This is a genomic window from Oxalobacter paeniformigenes (genome assembly GCF_027158465.1).
GTDB classification, from domain to species: domain Bacteria; phylum Pseudomonadota; class Gammaproteobacteria; order Burkholderiales; family Burkholderiaceae_D; genus Oxalobacter; species Oxalobacter paeniformigenes.
In genome coordinates this window covers 82,442-101,484 of record NZ_JAMKYL010000002.1, presented here as the reverse complement: position 1 = coordinate 101,484, position 19,043 = coordinate 82,442, and the positions used below count along the sequence as shown (strand labels likewise).

The 19,043-nt window shown below is 54.5% G+C and carries 16 protein-coding genes and 1 other RNA gene; all 17 read right to left on the bottom strand.

The features are described 5' to 3' along the window. Nucleotides 1-102: 102 nt before the first annotated feature. Nucleotides 103-1,293, bottom strand: coding sequence for a cell division protein FtsZ (ftsZ, locus tag NAI64_RS04435; protein ID WP_269298173.1), 1,191 nt, complete (start codon nucleotides 1,291-1,293; stop codon nucleotides 103-105). 105 nt (nucleotides 1,294-1,398) lie between these two features. Then, nucleotides 1,399-2,631: a cell division protein FtsA gene (gene ftsA, locus NAI64_RS04430; RefSeq protein ID WP_269298172.1), complete on the bottom strand. Its 1,233-nt coding sequence runs from the start codon at nucleotides 2,629-2,631 to the stop codon at nucleotides 1,399-1,401. Further along, entirely contained in the window at nucleotides 2,628-3,407 is a 780-nt protein-coding gene (locus NAI64_RS04425; RefSeq protein WP_269298171.1) for a cell division protein FtsQ/DivIB, read from the bottom strand. Before NAI64_RS04425 ends, ftsA begins: the two co-directional genes overlap by 4 nt. A gap of 7 nt (nucleotides 3,408-3,414) precedes the next feature. After that, on the bottom strand, nucleotides 3,415-4,377 hold the full coding sequence (locus NAI64_RS04420) for a D-alanine--D-alanine ligase (protein ID WP_407946912.1): 963 nt from the start codon (nucleotides 4,375-4,377) through the stop codon (nucleotides 3,415-3,417). A 15-nt stretch (nucleotides 4,378-4,392) separates the two neighbouring features. Further along, the gene (gene murC / locus NAI64_RS04415) at nucleotides 4,393-5,799 is read right to left on the bottom strand and encodes a UDP-N-acetylmuramate--L-alanine ligase (RefSeq protein ID WP_269298167.1); all 1,407 of its coding nucleotides are present in this window, start codon (nucleotides 5,797-5,799) and stop codon (nucleotides 4,393-4,395) included. Nucleotides 5,800-5,808: 9 nt separating this feature from the next. Further along, complete coding sequence (murG, locus tag NAI64_RS04410; protein ID WP_269298165.1) at nucleotides 5,809-6,894, bottom strand: undecaprenyldiphospho-muramoylpentapeptide beta-N-acetylglucosaminyltransferase; 1,086 nt, start codon at nucleotides 6,892-6,894, stop codon at nucleotides 5,809-5,811. Further along, nucleotides 6,891-8,108 carry a putative lipid II flippase FtsW gene (ftsW, locus tag NAI64_RS04405; protein WP_407946911.1) on the bottom strand — a complete coding sequence of 406 codons (1,218 nt, stop codon included), beginning with the start codon at nucleotides 8,106-8,108 and terminating at the stop codon, nucleotides 6,891-6,893. The genes murG and ftsW overlap by 4 nt, the downstream gene beginning before the upstream one ends. Further along, nucleotides 8,105-9,601, bottom strand: coding sequence for a UDP-N-acetylmuramoyl-L-alanine--D-glutamate ligase (murD, locus tag NAI64_RS04400; protein ID WP_269298164.1), 1,497 nt, complete (start codon nucleotides 9,599-9,601; stop codon nucleotides 8,105-8,107). Before murD ends, ftsW begins: the two co-directional genes overlap by 4 nt. A gap of 1 nt (nucleotide 9,602) precedes the next feature. Beyond that, a complete protein-coding gene (gene mraY, locus NAI64_RS04395) occupies nucleotides 9,603-10,772 on the bottom strand; it encodes a phospho-N-acetylmuramoyl-pentapeptide-transferase (protein ID WP_269298162.1) in 1,170 nt (389 codons plus the stop codon). A gap of 1 nt (nucleotide 10,773) precedes the next feature. Then, nucleotides 10,774-12,135 carry a UDP-N-acetylmuramoyl-tripeptide--D-alanyl-D-alanine ligase gene (locus tag NAI64_RS04390; protein ID WP_269298160.1) on the bottom strand — a complete coding sequence of 454 codons (1,362 nt, stop codon included), beginning with the start codon at nucleotides 12,133-12,135 and terminating at the stop codon, nucleotides 10,774-10,776. Next, nucleotides 12,132-13,652 (bottom strand): UDP-N-acetylmuramoyl-L-alanyl-D-glutamate--2,6-diaminopimelate ligase, encoded by a 1,521-nt coding sequence (locus NAI64_RS04385; RefSeq protein WP_269298159.1) that lies wholly within the window; start codon nucleotides 13,650-13,652, stop codon nucleotides 12,132-12,134. Before NAI64_RS04385 ends, NAI64_RS04390 begins: the two co-directional genes overlap by 4 nt. Continuing rightward, nucleotides 13,652-15,418, bottom strand: coding sequence for a peptidoglycan D,D-transpeptidase FtsI family protein (locus NAI64_RS04380; protein WP_407946910.1), 1,767 nt, complete (start codon nucleotides 15,416-15,418; stop codon nucleotides 13,652-13,654). The genes NAI64_RS04385 and NAI64_RS04380 overlap by 1 nt, the downstream gene beginning before the upstream one ends. Further along, a complete protein-coding gene (gene ftsL / locus NAI64_RS04375; protein ID WP_269298153.1) occupies nucleotides 15,418-15,690 on the bottom strand; it encodes a cell division protein FtsL in 273 nt (90 codons plus the stop codon). Before ftsL ends, NAI64_RS04380 begins: the two co-directional genes overlap by 1 nt. Nucleotides 15,691-15,692: 2 nt before the next feature. Continuing rightward, complete coding sequence (gene rsmH, locus NAI64_RS04370) at nucleotides 15,693-16,640, bottom strand: 16S rRNA (cytosine(1402)-N(4))-methyltransferase RsmH (RefSeq protein WP_269298152.1); 948 nt, start codon at nucleotides 16,638-16,640, stop codon at nucleotides 15,693-15,695. A gap of 19 nt (nucleotides 16,641-16,659) precedes the next feature. After that, a complete protein-coding gene (gene mraZ / locus NAI64_RS04365; protein WP_269298151.1) occupies nucleotides 16,660-17,088 on the bottom strand; it encodes a division/cell wall cluster transcriptional repressor MraZ in 429 nt (142 codons plus the stop codon). Between the two features lie 404 nt (nucleotides 17,089-17,492). After that, an RNA gene (gene rnpB, locus NAI64_RS04360) (RNase P RNA component class A) lies at nucleotides 17,493-17,821 on the bottom strand. A gap of 52 nt (nucleotides 17,822-17,873) precedes the next feature. Beyond that, entirely contained in the window at nucleotides 17,874-19,040 is a 1,167-nt protein-coding gene (gene clsB / locus NAI64_RS04355; protein WP_269298149.1) for a cardiolipin synthase ClsB, read from the bottom strand. Nucleotides 19,041-19,043 lie beyond the last annotated feature (3 nt).

The window sequence follows — 19,043 nt, the reverse complement described above, 5'->3', positions numbered from 1 at the left end:
TAGGATATCCACTTTCAGAATCGCGCCACAGTCTTTTTACATTTGTAACAATTCGGAAAAGCAGGCGCAGCCCGTCACAGGGTGCACCTGCTTTTTTACGAATCAGTCGGCCTGACGACGCAAAAAGGCCGGAATGTCGTATGTTTCCATTCCGTTCTTTTCAAGTGCCTTGACCGTATCGCTGGCCGATTCACGGCCGTGGCGCCATACGGCAGGCGTCTGCAGGGTTTCGAAAGACTGCGATACATCCTGTCCTCCGACGGCATCGCCGCCTGCCTGCATCACCACTTCGTTATTGGTACCGGTTCTCAGCTGCGGCGGCTGTACCAGACGAACCGGCCGTTTGTTTCTGCCCAGACCGGTTGCAACAACCGTCACACGGATATCTTCGCCCATGGCATCGTCATAGGCGATACCCAGTGCAATCGTGGCATCCGGTGCAGCGAATGCACGAACGGCCGCCATCACTTCCTTGGTTTCCTTGCCCTTGAGCGAACGGCTTGCCGTTACATTGACCAGAACACCACGGGCACCGGACAGGTCGATACCGTCAAGCAACGGAGAAGCAACCGCCTGTTCAGCAGCGATTCTTGCGCGATCCACACCAGACGCGACAGCGGTACCCATCATGGCCTTGCCCTGTTCGCCCATGATCGTTTTCACGTCATTGAAGTCGACGTTGATATGGCCGCTGACATTGATGATTTCCGCAATACCGGCAACGGCATTGTTCAGCACATCGTCGGCATGCTGCAACCATTCGACCATGCTGTCGTCTTCATAAATTTCTTCCAGTTTTTCATTCAGAATGACGATCAGGGAATCGACGTGTTCGGACAATGCTTCCAGCCCCTCTTCCGCGATTTCCATACACTTCTGGCCTTCATAGGAAAACGGCTTGGATACAACGGCAACGGTCAATGCACCGAGCGATTTGGCGATTTCCGCCACAATCGGAGCGGCTCCCGTTCCCGTACCGCCCCCCATGCCGGCCGCGATAAACACCATATGCGCACCGCGCAGGGCATCCTCGATCCGGTCGCGCGACTGTTCTGCCAGCTGACGCCCGATATCCGGACGCATACCCGCTCCCAGACCGGAGTCACCGATCTGGATGATATTGTCCGCATCCGAACGTGCCAGCGCCTGCGCATCCGTATTGGCTGCAATGAATTCAACACCGGTTACGCCATTGTTGATCATATGCTGAACGGCATTACCGCCTGCCCCACCTACACCGACTACCTTGATAATCGTACCCGGCGTAGCTTTGTCGACCATATCAAATTCCATTTTCCACTCCTGTCAAAATGCCGTTCTTATCTGTCCACTCCCACACCATGTGTGACAGCTCCACCTAAAAACTGCTTGCAATCAAACCATCAATTTCTGTAACGATCAGAAATTCCCCATAAACCATTCTTTCATCCGCTGCAGGATCGCCTTGGTCGATCCCTGCTGGCGATTCACCACATTACCTCGCAGATACTGCTTTTTGGCCTCCGCCAGAAGACCGTGTGCCGTCGAATACCGCGGACTTTTCACCACATCGGCCAGTTGACCGTTATATTGCGGCACCCCTATCCTGACCGGTTTCAGGAAAATCTCCTCGGCCAGTTCTGCAATACCCGGCATCAGTGCGGTACCGCCAGTCAATACGACACCCGAAGACAGCACTTCCTCGAATTCGGATTCGCGCACGACCTGCAAGGCCAGTGCAAACAATTCTTCCACACGCGGCTCGATCACGGCCGCCAGCATCTGGCGCGACAGGGTGCGCGGACCACGATCGCCCAGCCCGGGCACCTCGATCGTTTCCGACGAATCGACCAATATCTGTTTGGCCACACCATGACGTATCTTGATTTCTTCCGCTTCCAGCGTCGGCGTGCGCAAGGCCATGGCAATATCGTTGGTGATCTGGTCGCCGGCAATCGGAATCACTGCCGTATGCCGTATCGCCCCTTCGGTGAATACGGCGATATCCGTCGTACCACCTCCGATATCGATCAAAACGACACCGAGTTCTTTTTCATCCTCGGTCAGAACCGCATCGGCCGATGCCAGCGGCTGCAATATCAGATCGGACACTTCAAGACCGCATCGCCGGATACACTTGACGATATTCTGGACAGCGGAAACCGCACCGGTCACGATATGTACCTTGACTTCCAGCCGGATACCGCTCATACCGATCGGTTCACGAACCCCTTCCTGGTTGTCCACCACAAATTCCTGCGAAACCGTATGCAGGAATTGCTGATCCGTCGGGATATTGACTGCACGTGCCGTTTCAATGACGCGCGCCACATCGGCAGCGGTTACTTCCTTGTCCTTGATCGCCACCATACCGCGTGAATTGAAACTGCGGATATGACTTCCTGCGATACCGGTATAGACCGTGCGTATCTTGCAATCGGCCATCAGTTCGGCTTCTTCCAGCGCGGCCTGAATCGATGCGATAGTCGCTTCGATATTGACCACCACCCCTTTTTTCAGACCTTTCGATTCATGCTGTCCCAGTCCGATCACCTCATGTCTTCCGTCAGGCAATACCTCGGCAACGACAGCGACCACTTTCGAGGTCCCGATATCCAGTCCGACAATCAAATTTTTCAAATCTTTCGTCATAGCGCCACACTACTTCTTTGAGTATTCGATGCAGGAAGTGCATTCCTGACTTTCAATGCCAAACCATTCGGATAACGCATATCGATATTCTCGATATGATCATCCGTCATATCCGCCAGTTGCGGATACACATGCAACAGCCGGTCCATCAACACATCCATCGTGTCCTGTCCTTCTTCACGGCCGAATTCGACCCGCATACCATTATCCAGTCTGACCGACCATGCATAACGATCCGAAAGCCTGACCTCCTTGGGCGACAGATCGATAGCGGCGAACCGCTGGCAAAATTCCATATAATGCGCCAGCACTTCCTTTTCACTGCCTTCCGGTCCGGAAAACTGCAGCAGGTCGTAATCTTCTTCCGCTTCGGCCATATTGACGGTAAACAGATCTCCTTTCGTCGAAAGCAGCCTGCCTTCGCTTCCCCAGACGCCGAGCGGCTGGTATTCCTCCAGTGACACGACCAGCTTGTCCGGCCATTCCCTCCGGACACTGGCCTTTCTTACCCATGGCACCGCCTCGAAGGCACCACGGACCTCATCGAGATCGACCGTAAAGAAATTGCCCCGTATATTGGGTAACGCGATATTTCTGACCGTAAGCGCATTGACATGCCGCAATGTCTCGCCACCGGCAGACTGAACCCTGATCGTCTGAAGCGCATAGACCGGCTTTTGTATCAGCCAGCCGATCGCCCCCGTGACCACCGCCAATATGAAGATGGCCATACAGGTATTCGATATCGCATTCAATATCCGGACGTTATGCCACATAGCGTGTTCAATTTCCCTCGTGTTCTCTATGGTCCAGCGTCGCCGAACGCAGCAGCGTCAGACACAAATCCTCATATCCCAGTCCGGCCTGACGTGCCGCCATCGGTACCAGCGAATGTCCTGTCATGCCGGGCGACGAATTCAGTTCCAGCAAAAACGGGGCATTGTCACCATTCCGCAAAATCACATCGATACGCCCCCATCCGCGACAGCCCAGCGCCTTGTAACTTTGCAAGGCATATTGCTGTATTTGCCGCTCGATCTTTTCATCCAGTCCGCACGGACACAGATACTGTGTTTCGTCACTGAAATACTTGTTGTGATAGTCGTAATTGGCACCGGGTGCGACGATCCGGATCAGCGGCAGCGCTTCGGCCTTGCCATCCAGTTCCAGAACCGTGCATGTCAGTTCCATACCACTGATAAATTCCTCGGCCAGTACCGAACGATCATATTTCGCTGCCTGCGCGTAGGCATCCGCCATTTGTGCCGCATCGGTGACTTTCGTCAGTCCCAGTGTCGATCCTTCGTGTGCCGGTTTGACGATCAGCGGCAATCCCAGATAACTGACTACCGCATCGAAATCGGTATCGGCATCCAGTACCCTGTAACGTGGCGTCGGCAATCCCTGCGCCAGCCACAACCGCTTCGTCATGATCTTGTCCATGGCAATGGCGGACGCCATCACACCGGAACCGGTGTACGGAATCCGCATTTCTTCCAGCATGCCTTGCATGCACCCATCTTCGCCATAACGGCCATGCAGCGCGATGAACACACGGTCGAAATTTTCCTTTTGCAATTCGGCCGGACTGCGGACCCCCGTGTCGAAAAGATGGGCGTCAACACCACGGCTTGCCAGTGCCTCGCAAACCGCTTTGCCGGAAACCAGCGAAACATCCCTTTCGGCCGACTTTCCGCCATACAAAACTCCCACTTTGCCCAATTGCTCCGGTGCCTCTGTTTTCATCACTTTATCCATACGTCAAATCTGAACCTTTTCCACAAGTTTTCCCGGAACGCCACTGATCGAACCGGCGCCCATCGTCATCACGACATCCCCCTCCTCGACGACATTGAGAATAACGGCCGGCATATCGGCGATATCCGCCACGAATACCGGATCGACCTTGCCGGCGACCCGGATCGTACGTGCCAGTGTCCTGCCGTCGGCAGCCACAATCGGCTGTTCGCCGGCCGGATACACCTCGGCCAGCAACAACACATCGACACTGGAAAGCACTTTCACGAAATCCTCGAACAAATCCCGCGTTCTGGTATAGCGGTGCGGCTGAAAAGCCAGCACCAGCCGTCTCCCGGGATAGGCGGCTCTGGCCGCCGCGATCGTAGCCGCCATCTCGGCCGGATGATGCCCGTAATCATCGACCAGTTCCACTTCGACCGTCGCGCCCGTATTCTTCTTGGGCAACCTGACTTTTCCCAGTCGGGTAAAGCGCCGGTTGACCCCGGTAAACTGTTCCATCGCACGCTGCGTGGCGGCATCGTCGATACCCAGTTCACGTGCGATGGCGATCACGGCACATGCATTCTGGACATTGTGCATACCCGGCTGGTTCAGTCTGATGGCGACAGGCGGGTGTCCTTGCTGGAGTGCGGTAAACGTCATCATGGTACCTTCGGCACGCGCGTCGATCGCACGCACATCCGCCTCTTCATGAAACCCGTATGTCGTCACCGGTTTGGAAATGAACGGCCTGATCTCGCGTACATTCTTGTCATCGATGCACAACATGACACGCCCGTAAAACGGCAGGCGCTGCGTAAACGCGATGAAAGCCTGCTTGAGCTTGGCGAAATCATGATCATAGGTATCCATATGATCGGCATCGATATTGGTAATCACCTCGATCACCGGATTCAGATTCAGGAACGACGCATCCGATTCGTCCGCTTCCGCGACAATATAGTCACCCGCTCCCAGCCCTGCATTGGCACCGGCACTGTTCAAACGTCCGCCGATCACGAACGTCGGATCGAAACCACCTTCGGCCAGCACGCTGGCCACCAGACTGGTCGTCGTGGTTTTTCCGTGCGTTCCGGCAATGGCGATACCTCGCTTGAGTCTCATCAGTTCGGCGAGCATAACCGCTCTCGGAACGATCGGAATATTCCGCTTGCGTGCCGCCAGCACTTCCGGATTGTCATCCTTGATCGCACTGGAAACGACAACGGCATCGGCATTTTCGATATTTTCCGCAGCGTGCCCCTGCATGACACGCGCCCCCAATGCAGCCAGATGCCGCGTCGATGCATTGCTTGCCAGATCGGAACCGGTAATTTCGTACCCCAGATTGAGCAGTACCTCGGCAATTCCGCTCATGCCACTGCCGCCGATTCCGATGAAATGTATCCGTTTGACTTTATGTTTCATACCATCCGTCTATTTACCGTTAGCTGTCCTGACCAGCACATCCGCAATCCGTTCGTTGGCGTCCCGTTTGCCCAGTGCATACGCTTTTTTCGCCATTTCCAGACATTTTTCCCGCGTCATTTCACCGATAATCCGCGCCAGCGATTCTGGCGTCATATCCGCCTGCGGAAGATGGATCGCCGCACCTTCACCACTCATGAACAAGGCATTGTCCCGCTGGTGCGACGTCGTCGAAGCAATCAGGGGAACCAGAACGCTTGCCACACCGGCCGCCGTCAGTTCCGTTACCGTAATCGCTCCCGCACGGCAGATCACCAGATCGGCATCGGCATACCGCGCCGCCATATCATCGATAAAATCGACCACTTCCGCATGTACCTGTGCCTTTCGATACTGTTGCCTGACCGAAGCCACATGCTGTCTGCCCGTCTGGTGAACCAGCTGCGGCCGTGATTCAAACGGCAACAAGGCCATGGCCGCGGGAATACAATCGTTCAACGCCTTCGCTCCCAGACTGCCCCCCACAACCAGTATTTTCAGTGCACCTTCACGCTGTCCGTAACGATGTTCCGGCGCAGGCAATGTCTTGATCTCCTGACGAACCGGATTGCCGGTGCATACCGACTTCGAAGCCAGTTCCCCATAATTCCCTGGAAAACCGAAAAGAATCCGTTTCGCCGAAGACGCCAGTGTCTTGTTGGACAACAGCAATCTGGCATCCGCATTGACCAGCACGACGGGAATCCCCAGCATTCTGGCCGCCATTCCGCCCGGCACGGTGACATATCCCCCCATACCGACCACCAGATCCGGCTTGCGCTGTTTCATGATGCCAAGACATGCCAGAAAACCCGTCATCAGATGTACACCACCCTTGAGCATGTGCATCAGTCCCTTGCCCCTCAATCCGGCAAAATCGATACGATCCATCTCGATACCATGTGCCGGTACGATATTGCCTTCCATCCCGTGCAGCGTTCCAAGCCATGTCACATCCCAGCCTTGTGCCTGCATGGTTTGCGCAATCGCCAGTCCCGGAAAAATATGCCCTCCGGTACCGGCCGCCATAATCATGAGTTTGCGGCGCTCGCTCATATCCTGCCCCCTCTCATGATCTTTCTGTTTTCATAATCGACACGCAACAGAATCGCCATCGCCATACAGTTGATGACAACCCCGGAGCCGCCATAACTCATCAACGGCAAGGTCAACCCTTTCGTCGGCAACAAACCGAGATTGACGCCCATATTGATAAACGTCTGCACACCGATCCAGATACCGATACCCTGTGCCAGCAATCCCGCGAAAATCCTGTCCATGGCGATAGACTGGCGTCCGATTTCAAAGGCACGTTTGACAATCCAGTAAAAGATGGCGACAACAACAACCACACCGACGAATCCCAGTTCCTCGCCCACGACCGCCATCAAAAAGTCGGTATGCGCTTCCGGCAGGTAATGCAGTTTTTCCACGCTTCCGCCCAGACCGACACCGAAAATCTCCCCACGACCGAAAGCGATCAGCGAATGGGAAAGCTGGTACCCCTTGCCCAGTGCATTGGCTTCATCCCATGGGTTGAGATACGCGAAAATACGTTCCCTTCGCCATGGCGACATCACGATGACCATACTGAATATCCCCACCAGTGTCGCGGCGATGCCTCCGAACCAGATACCGTTGAACCCACCCAGAAACAAAATACCCATCGCAATGCAGATAATGACGCCAAGCGCCCCCAGATCGGGTTCCAGCAGCAACAGCAAGCCGATCAGCCCCAAAGCAAGCGCCATCGGGAAAAAACCCTTGGTCAGCTTGTGCATGAAATTCTGTTTTCTGACCGTATAATCCGCCGCATACATGACGATAAACAGCTTCATCAACTCGGAAGGCTGCAAATTGAACACACGGAAAGACAACCAGCGTCTTGCACCGTTGACGCCCTTGCCGATACCGGGTATCAGCACCAGCACCAGCAATACCAGTGTGATCAAAAACAGTATCGGCGCATATTTCTGCCAGGTATCTATCCGGACGCGGAACACCATCAATCCGGCAAACAGTCCCAGTGCAATGAAAATCGACTGCCGTATAAAGAAATGCTCATTCAGGTAATTGGCATATTTCGGCGAATCCGGCAGCGCGATGGACGCTGAATACACCATGGTCAGCCCGAGAAACAACAACGCCAGCACCGCGAAAATGAGATACTGGTCGATCTTCATCATACGGGCGCTCTTGGCTTCACCCGCACGATTTTCCTGCGGCCGTATCACGCCATCGAAAAAACGTTTCACCGACTGGAAGTTCATGACCGTACCTCCCCGGCGGCGTCACGCAATCTGTACACTTCCGAGACAAACACCTCGGAACGGTGTGCATAATCACGAAACATATCCATGCTGGCGCAAGCCGGCGACAACAGGACGATATCCCCGTTTCCGGCATGTTCGGCACCACGTGAAACCGCCTGTTCCAGCGAATCGCAATCAATGAGTTCCACACCGGTACCGGCCAGTGCCTCGCGTATATGCGAGGCGTCCTTGCCGATCAGCATGACGGCACCGACATAACGGCTAACGACCGGTGCCAGCGGAGAAAAATCCTGATCCTTGCCGAGACCGCCCGCAATCAGGATGATTTTCCGGCCATCGGAAATATTGCTTTCGCCCAATCCTTTCACGGCCGCCACCGTCGCACCGACATTGGTTCCCTTGCTGTCGTCGATATAGGTCACCCCTTTTACCGTGGCCACCGTTTCGACACGGTGCGGTTCGCCAGGATAATCGCGCAACGCCTGCAGCAGAGGCGCGAACGGCAAATGGATCGCGCGACACAAGGCCAGCGCAGCCAGCGCATTGCTTGCATTGTGTTGTCCGCGAATCAGCAAATCATCGACCGGCATCAGATGCTGGATGACATATTCGGGCGACACCGCTTTTTTCCTGCCTTTGCCGGCGATGTTTTCATCAAGCGCCGTTTTCACTGACAGCCACTGTATACCGCGATCCGTATGCAAACCGAAAGCGCCCGGCTCCGTCGGCTCGTCGGTTCCGAAAGTCACGACCGGCGCTGACGGCGCCGTCATACCCATGACCGCTTCATCCTGGCGATTAAGCACACGAACGGTTTTTCGACCGAAAATCCGTTCCTTGGCCGCACCATATGCTTGCATACTGCCATGCCAGTCCAGATGATCCTGCGTCAAATTCAGCACCGTTGCCGCATCCGGCTCCAGACTGTATGTCGTAAACAGCTGGAAACTCGACAACTCAAGCACCCATACATCCGGCAACTGGTCTTTTAAGATCACTTCCAGCAATACATCCAGTGCAGCCGGACTGATATTGCCTGCCAGACGTACCGTTTTTCCGGCACGGCGGCACATATGTCCCGTCAGGCTCGTCACCGTCGTTTTTCCGTTCGTTCCGGTCACAGCGATCAGCGCAGGCCTGTATTGACGTTCCTTTTCCAGTCCACGCAAAGCCTGCGCGAACATCTCGATTTCGCTCCACACCGGAATGCCGTGCTCGCGTGCAAAAGGCAATATTTCCTTCAGTTCGACATCCGGACGCAAACCCGGACTGACGGCAATGATATCGAATGTATCGACACCGGCAGTGCCGAACGGGCCGGCCACAAATCGCGCATCGGGAACATCCCGACGCAGACTGGCCAGTCTGCCGGGATTTTCGCGTGTATCGGCAACGCAAACACCCGCCCCGCAATACGCGCTCCAGCGCGCCATCGCCAGACCGGACTCACCCAGTCCCAAAACGAGTATTTTTTTACCTTCCCAGTTCATATCATCTAATCTTCAATGTCGACAAACCGATCAAAACCAGAATCATGGTGATGATCCAGAAACGGACCACGACCTGTGTTTCCTTCCACCCTTTTTGTTCAAAATGATGGTGCAACGGCGCCATCAGAAATATGCGCTTGCCGACCCCGTATTTCTTTTTGGTATATTTGAAATACGTGACCTGCAACATGACCGAAATGGTTTCGGCCACAAAAATACCCCCCATCACGAACAAAACGATTTCCTGCCGCACGATCACGGCAATGGTTCCGAGTGCGCCACCCAACGCAAGTGCACCGACATCGCCCATGAACATCTGGGCCGGGTAGGCGTTGAACCACAAAAACGCCAGCCCCGCTCCCGCCATCGCACCGCAGAAAACCAGCAATTCTCCCGTACCCGGAATATAGGGAATGAACAAGTAACGCGAATACACGGTATGCCCGGTCAGATAAGCGAACACGCCGAGGGCCGTCCCGACCATGATCGTCGGCATGATCGTCAGACCATCCAGACCGTCCGTCAGATTGACGGCATTGCTCGTACCGACTATGACGAAATACGTCAACGCAATAAATCCCCAGACACCCAGCGGATAGCTGATCGTCTTGAAAAACGGAATGATGAAATCCGCTTTCGGCGGAAGATCCATACTGAAGCCTGATGAAACCCATTCAATGAACAAATGCCAGACTTCATAGTTGGATTGTCCCGATACGGCAAACGCCAGATAAACGGCAGCCGACATCCCGATCATCGATTGCCAGAAATATTTTTCACGCGAAGACATGCCGTTCGGATTCTTGTACACCACCTTCCGGTAATCATCGACCCAGCCGATGACCCCGAACCCCATCGTCACCACCATCACGATCCAGACGAACCGGTTGGAAAGATCGCACCACAACAGCATCGCGATCGCAATCGCGATCAGAATCAGCAAACCGCCCATGGTCGGCGTACCCGACTTGACCAGATGCGTCTGTGGGCCATCCGTACGGACAGCTTGCCCGACCTTCAGACGGGTCAGCAGACGAATTACCGATGGACCGGCAGCCAGACCGATCGCAAGCGCTGTCAGGGTCGCTGCGACGGCACGAAAAGAGATATAGCTGACGATTCGCAGCCATCCTGCATCCTGTTGAAAAAATTGTGCCAGCCAAAGCAGCATGTCAACGACCTTCCTTTTCCATCAACTGTTCCACCACTCTTTCCATTTTCATGAAACGCGACCCCTTGACCAGCACAGTCATTTCCGGAGCGAGCATCTCTCTCAGCACATGATTCATCGCATCGATCTCCGTAAAGTGCCGTGCGGCTTTTCCGTATGCTTCGGCAGCCGAACGTGCCATATTCCCGAACGTGAAAAAATGCCCGATACCGCGCGTCCTGGCATACTCCCCGATTTCGGCATGAAACCGCGTGCCGTTATCTCCGACCTCACCCATGTCGCCCAGCACGAGAACACTTTTGCCTGACATATCCGAAAGCACATCGATAGCCGCACGCACCGAATCCGGATTGGCGTTGTATGTATCGTCGATCAGCTGCGCGCCATTGAACGCCGTTTTCCTTTCAAGCCGGCCATGCACCGGAACAAATGCTTCCAGCCCACGTACGATCGCTGATCTGTCGATACCTGCCGCCAGACAGCAGGCCGCGGCAGCTGTGGCATTCAAGACATTGTGCCGCCCGCTTGTCGCCAGCTTCACATCCACGGTTTCGCCGGCAAGCTGCATCGCCACCCGAGTCTTGTCACATGTTGCGACGACTCGCGCCGATACATCGGCACCATCACCGAACCCGAACGTGATGATGGCGCGCTCTCCGGCCAGCGAAGTCCACAATGCCGAATAAGTATCGCCCACCGGGAAAACCGCCACACCTTCAGGCGGCAACGTTTGTATCACCGTTCCGTTTTCCCGCGCCACCGCTTCGACACTTTGCATGAATTCCTGATGTTCACGCTGTGCGTTATTGACCAGGCCGACGGTCGGCTGCGCGATAGCCGCCAGCACAGCGATCTCGCCGACATGATTCATGCCCAGTTCGATCACTGCGGCACGATGCGAACGTGCCAGCCGGAAAACCGTCAGCGGCACGCCGATATCGTTGTTGAAATTGCCAGCCGTCGCCAGATAGCCATCTTCTCCGAAAGCACTGCGCAAAATGGACGCGATCATTTCCTTGACCGTCGTTTTGCCATTGCTTCCAGTCACCCCGATCACGGGAATATCGAACTGCCGTCTCCAGCAAGCGGCCATCTCGCCCATGGCTTGCCGGGTATCGTGCACGACCAGCGCAGGCAACGGATAACCTTCCGGTACCTGTTCAACCATCACAGCCGCAACCTTGCCTGCCGCCGCAACATCGCCAAGAAAACGGTGCGCATCAAAACGCTCCCCTTTCAGGGCGACGAAAAGACTTCCTGGCGCCACCTGGCGGCTGTCCGTCGATACACCATCGATCACGGCATCAGCCGTGATATGGCTGTCCGATATCCACTGTCCGATTTGCGACAACGTCGCTTTCATACCGCCACCTTCATGTTCTGAATCCGTGAAGCCAGCGCCAGCGCCACATGATCGGCATCTGCAAAAGGCAATTTCACTCCCCTGATTTCCTGATAGGCTTCATGCCCTTTGCCGGCGAGAAAGATCACATCGTTTTTCGATGCCTGTCGTACCGCCTGCAAAATGGCTGTCGCCCTGTCTTCATAAATTTGCGGCCTTTTTTTCATGCCGGCCACAATCTCTTCGATAATCCGTCCGGGCTCCTCGCTCCGCGGATTGTCACTGGTCACGATGACGAAATCCGCCGATTCGGACACACTGCCCATTTGCGGACGTTTGCCATGATCCCTGTCACCGCCGCAACCGAACACACACCACAGTTTTCCGTGACGATCGTCTGCGACCCGACGCAAAGTTTCCAGTCCCTTGGCCATGGCGTCCGGTGTATGCGCAAAATCGATCACAACCAGCGGTCTTTCCTTTCCGCCCATCTGTTGCATTCTTCCGGGAGGCGGCAACAACTGGCCGAGAGCGCGTATTGCCGTATCCCATGGAATATCCGCAGCCAGCAAAACGCCGAGTACACCCAGCACATTGCTGACATTGAACAGCCCGATCAACTGTGTTTTGACCCGTGCCGATCCCATCGGAGACTCCACCCTGAACTCGGTTCCCTGCGCACGGTTTCTGATATCGGTCGCCACGATCAAGGGGACTTCTGCACCAGTATCACGTACGCGTGAATAGGCGGTCACCGCCATCTTCCCTTTGAGCGAATCCGCCAGTTCCGCCCCCATCGGGTCATCCAGGTTCACGACGGCATGACGCAATCCCGGCCAGTCGAACAACCTGCGTTTGGCGGCCTTGTACGATGCCATATCATGGTGATAATCAAGATGGTCACGCGTGAAATTCGTAAACAGCGCAATATCGATACCCAATCCGTTGAGCCGCCCCTGATCAATACCGATGGAAGACGCTTCCATGGCGACACAGGCAACCCCCTGATCACGGAGCACGGCCAGATTGCGCTGCAACTGTACCTGATCCGGTGTCGTATACCCCGTAGCCCTGGGCTGACCGCCGTTGCCGTTTTCAAAAACCGTAATCCCCAATGTACCGACCACAGCCGTTTTCTTTCCAGTTGCAGAAATGGACTGTCCGATCCACTGGGTACAGGACGTTTTTCCATTCGTACCGGTTGCCGCGATCACCAGCATGGACTTCGCCGGAAAACCGTAATAAGCCGCAGCGATCGGCCCTGCATTGTCCTTGAGACCGGCAACCGCCAGATGCGGTACCTGCCATTGGGAATTCCATTCAAAACCGGATTGTTCGTACACGACGGCCGACGCACCCTTTTCAATAGCGGATGCGATGTAATGGCGACCGTCTGCCGAATCACCTTCATAAGCGAAAAACACGGCACTGCCGGCATCACGCCCGATCTCGCGTGAATCGGAATAGAGCTGGCCATCCGGACATGTCGTACGGAGCCATTCCACAATATGCATCATTTCCGGCGATGTATTTTTCATCAGTCAACCCTCGCCACTTTATCCGTCGACAACAGTGCATCCACCTGCGCATCGGGTGAAATATTCATCGCACGCAATACATCTGCCGCCACCGACGAAAAAACCGGCGCGGCTGCGGAACCGCCGTAATGACCCACAGTCGGTTCATCGATCATGACGGCGATGATGACGCGCGGATCAGAAGCCGGCGCAAATCCGACAAACGAACCGACATACTTGCGGACATACCGTCCGTTTTCGATCTTGTAGGCCGTGCCGGTTTTACCTGCCACGCGATACCCTGCAACCTGTGCACGGCGTGCAGTTCCTTCGTTTCCCGTCACCATTTCCAGCATCTGGCGCATTTCACGCGCCGTTTTTTCCGAAATGATCTGACGGCCGGCCGGCATATCGTCTCGCTTGAAGAACGTGAGCGGAATCATGTCGCCGTCCCGTGCGAAAATCATGTAGGACTGCGCCATCTGGAAAAGCGAAACCGAAATACCGTGCCCGTAACTCATGGTCGCCTGTTCGATCGGACGCCACGACTTGTAAGGACGTACCCGACCGGCCACCGCCCCCGGGAAACCGTATCTCGGCTGCTGTCCGAAACCGACGGAAGTGAACATCTCCCACATTTCCTGCGGCTGCATCTGCAAGGCGATCTTGGCCGTACCGATATTGGATGACTTTTCGATAACCTGCGCGACGGAAATCGTCCCGTTGGAATGTGTATCCCCGATCGTCGCCGTCCCGATCGTCATTCGTCCCGTCCCCGTCGGAATCATCGTCGTCGGTCTGACTTTTCCTTTTTCCAGCGCCAGTGCGACCGTAAACGGTTTCATGATGGAACCCGGTTCGAATGTATCCGTCATGACACGATTTCTGAGCTGCGACCCTGTCAGGTGCCGACGATCGTTCGGATTGAAACTGGGCATGTTGACCATCGCCAGCACCTCCCCTGTCCGGGTATCGAGCACCAGCACGCTACCGGCCTTTGCCTTGTGTTTTTCGATCGCTTCGCTCAGGTATTTGTATGCGATATATTGCAATTTGCTGTCGATGGACAGCACCAGATCCTTGCCGTCGACAGGTTCGCGTACCGCACGAATGTCTTCCACGATATGGCCCAGGCGATCCTTGATGACCCGTCGACTGCCATTGACCCCGGCCAGTACGTTCTGGGAAGCCAGCTCGATACCTTCCTGACCGGCATCCTCGACATTGGTAAAACCGACGACGTGAGCCATCACTTCGCCCTCAGGGTAAAAGCGCTTGTATTCTTTCCTTGTCTGGATACCTGTGATTCCGAGTTTGATGATTTCATCGGCCACTTCGTTGTCCACCTGACGTTTCAGGTAAACGAAACTGCGGTCGGAATCCAGTCTGGCATACAAGGCCTTCTCACTCATGCCCAGCAACGACGCCAGTCTGGAAATCTTTTCTTTCGGCTGTGTCAGCACATCTTCCGGAATGGCCCATATCGCCTTGACCGGTACGCTGGAAGCCAGCACATGACCGTTCCTGTCCAGAATTTTCCCGCGGGTGGCCGGCAATTCCAGTGTTCGCGCATATCTTGATTCACCCTGACGCTGCAGAAAATCGGTCGATATCCCCTGCAACCACAAGGCACGGGCGATCAGACCGACAAACGCCAGAAACAGCAGAAAAAGAACCAGACGAGAACGGAAAGGCGACAGACTGACCTTCAATTCCGGATTCGCGGAAAACGATACCCCCTTGGCAGCGGCCACACGCGGATTTTTCAGAAATTTCATCTTGCTCATCATGGCGCCGTCACCTTCAGAAAATGCGTGTTGGCCGGCGTAACCCGGGTCATGTTCAATTCGTTGACAGCCTTTTCCTCGATTCTTGCATGCTTGCTCAGGGTGGACTGTTTCAGCTGCAATTGCGACCATTCGATTTCCAGCTGGCGTGTCTGCATCTGCGCGAATTCCAGCTCGATAAAGAGCTTGCGTGCCTGATACTGTGAATTGACCAGTGCCAGCGCGGACAATCCCAGCAACAACGCCAGTACAAAGGGCAGCCTAATACGCATGTTCATTCCCCCCTTGCCCGTGCAATACGCGATGCGATACGCAAAATGGCGGAACGCGCCCTGGCATTGTCATGTATCTCTGCCACGGAAGGCTTCACCTTGCCGAGCCGTTTCATTTCCGGCTGTGGCAATTCACTGGCACGCACCGGCACACGCCGATCCGGCATCTGCACCACCGACTTCTCCGCGAAAAATCTTTTGACGATCCTGTCTTCCAGCGAATGGAAACTGATCACCGCCATTCTTCCGCCCGTCGCCAGATGCTGCCAAGCCTTTTCCAGTCCTATTTCCAGCTCCTCAAGCTCTCGGTTGATGTAAATCCGTATAGCCTGAAAGGTACGGGTTGCCGGATTTTTGCCCTTTTCAAAAGTCTTGACTGCCCTTGCCACGATCTCTGCAAGTTGCTTCGTACGATCAATGGGCTGCCTGGCCCGGCCAGCAACAATCTCCTTTGCAATCTGAAAAGCAAACCGTTCTTCCCCATACTGATGAATCACCTCCGCAATTTTTTCCTCACGCTCGACAGCGAGCCATTCCCGCGCCGACATGCCTCGTGACGGATCCATTCGCATATCCAGCGGACCGTCATGCAAAAAGCTGAACCCTCGCCCGGCATCTTCAACCTGAGGCGACGAAATACCCAGATCCAGCAAGACACCGTCTATCGTGTCGATTCCCTTTTCCGCCAGGACGATATCCAGTCCGGCAAAGCTGCCGTGTACGATCTCGAACCTCGGGTCATCGATACGCCTTGCAACGGCAACGGCTTCCGGATCCTTGTCGAATGCGATCAGTTTTCCTTTTCGTCCCAGTTTTTCCAGAATCAGCCTGCTGTGTCCGCCTCTTCCGAATGTACCGTCCAGATAAATGCCATCCGCACGATTTCCGCGAATATCGAGTGCATCGACAGCCTCGTTGAGCAATACCGGATCATGAGTCAGTTCAGGCAATTCCGTTCACTCCGACATATCAAAACGAAAAATCCTGCAAGGCTTCCGGCATACCGGCCGCAATCGCCTCGGCTTCGTTTTCCTGCAACTTCACGGCATCCCATACCTCAAAATGGCTGCCCATTCCCAGCAACATCACATCGCGGGACAAACCGGCCGCTTTTCGCAATTCCGGCGGAATCAGAATACGTCCGGCGGAATCCATTTCCACGTCCGATGCACTGCCAAGGAAAATACGCTGCCACACACGTGCCGACATCGGCCATGCCGCGATTTTTTCACGATGACTTTCCCAAACCGGCCGGGGAAACAGCAACAGGCAGCCATGAGGATGGCGCGTCAGCGTCATCCGTCCCTCGCACTGAAGTGCGAGTACGTCACGATGCTTTACCGGGACAACCATCCTTCCCTTGGCATCCAGACTGACAGATGAAGACCCCTGAAACACTGCAATATCCTTCTTGCCGGTTTGAAATATTTATCGGAAATTCGAAAATTTATCCCACAAACAAACACAATTCCACACTTTTACCCACTTTATTAGATGCTCCATGCATGGTCAAGTGATTTTTTGTTAACAAATCCCGGTTTTTTCAATGAAGTCAACGACTTAGAGAAGCGAACAAATCACGCAACACAAATAAATTTTCAAATAAATTAACGACTTATCGCGCATATTGAATGCGCAACATGATACAAATACATGTATTTATACAAAATCAAACGCTTTGCACTTGCACATCGACAGATACAACGCAAAAGCGTTTTGCACTTTACAGGGGATAAAAACAGGAAAATCATGAAAAACGGTCAGATGGCATTCTGACCATTTTGAAAGGAAGAAAAAGAAATGGAAAAAGCAGGCCGATAGGCCGGATTCTGTTACGGTGCCGAGGCACTATGACAGTCATTCATCTAGGCGCCGGATTACTCCGGCGCTCAAGCTTCCTACCCACACGCTCCGCGGACCACATCAATGCGTGCCTATTTGGAATTGCACCAGGTGGAGGTTGCCGCGTTTCACCGTAACCTAATACGCTCGTCTCTGTGGCCCTGTTCCTCGTCTTATGCCTTGCGGTTTTCGACGGACGGCCGTTAACCGTCACCCTGTCCTGTGGTGTCCGGACCTTCCTCCCGTTCCCGGCATGAATCCGGAAACCGGCGACTGTCTGGCCTGCTTCTTCACGGCGCATTTTACAGGGAACATCCGAAACAGGATAGCCTTTGTCCGGATCAGTTGTAATCTCCCCAGGTAATCACCCGCATGACAAAACGATAAATCAGAAAGGCTGTCCCGTACCAGAAGCGCCGGTACCATGGACGATTCATGAAGCTGCGCTCGCCCACAGGTTCGGCTTCCATAATTGCTGTCTCTATCCGTCTTTTCAGTTCGCCGGCAAACTCCTCGTCACGAACGACGATATTGGCTTCATGATTGAGAAACAGACTCAGGCCGTCACAGTTGCTCGATCCTACGGTAGCCCACCGGTCATCAATGACCGCCACCTTGCCATGCAACTGGGTTTTCCTGTACTCATACACCTTGACTCCGCTGGAAAGCAGCTTTGGATAAAAAGCCTGCGCCACCGAATCCTGCACCCAGAATTCCCCGCTTCCGATCAACAGAATCACTTCCACACCACGCGATGCCGCGGAAGCCAGCGCATTCCTGAAACGCCGCCCGGGTGCGAAATAGGGCGTAACCAGCAAAATCTGCCGTCGGGCCATTCCCATGGCCTTGAGATAGGCTTTCTGGATGGTTCGTCTGTTTCTGAAATTGTCCCGTACGATAAAGCTGGACAACACCATGCGCGTGCGGACATGCCTGTGCCGCCGGTAAAACGTGCGATACCGGTCGAAACGCTCCCACAAGGTCAGTTTTCCGGTTTGCTCCCACAACCGGATCGCTTCCTGGTAAATCAGCATCGACAGCATACCGTCCACCCGTACAGCAAAGTCCTGTCTTGGCGACGATAACATCTGTTTCCGGTTATAGTCGTAACGCCAGTCGCTCAGAATATTGATGCCACCGACAAATGCGATGTCCCGATCGACAACACACAGTTTCCGGTGCAACCGGACGAACCCGCGCCTGAACCAGCTGTTGAAGATGTGATACTGGATACCGGACTGACTGAACTCCCTTGTCAGCAGCCGGCACACTCGCGGCCCTGTACCCAGCCAGTCGATGATGACATGTACCTGAACACCTCTGGATACCGCACGTTTCATGGCGTCGATGACGCGCCTGCCGACTTCATCGGGAAAAAAGATGTACGTTTCAAGATAAATTTCGGAAACCGCATCATTGATCGCACCGACCAGTGACGGGAAAAAATCATCCCCGTTCTGCAACAGAACCAGATGATTGCGTGATGTATTGTAATGGACGCCGTCCATCCT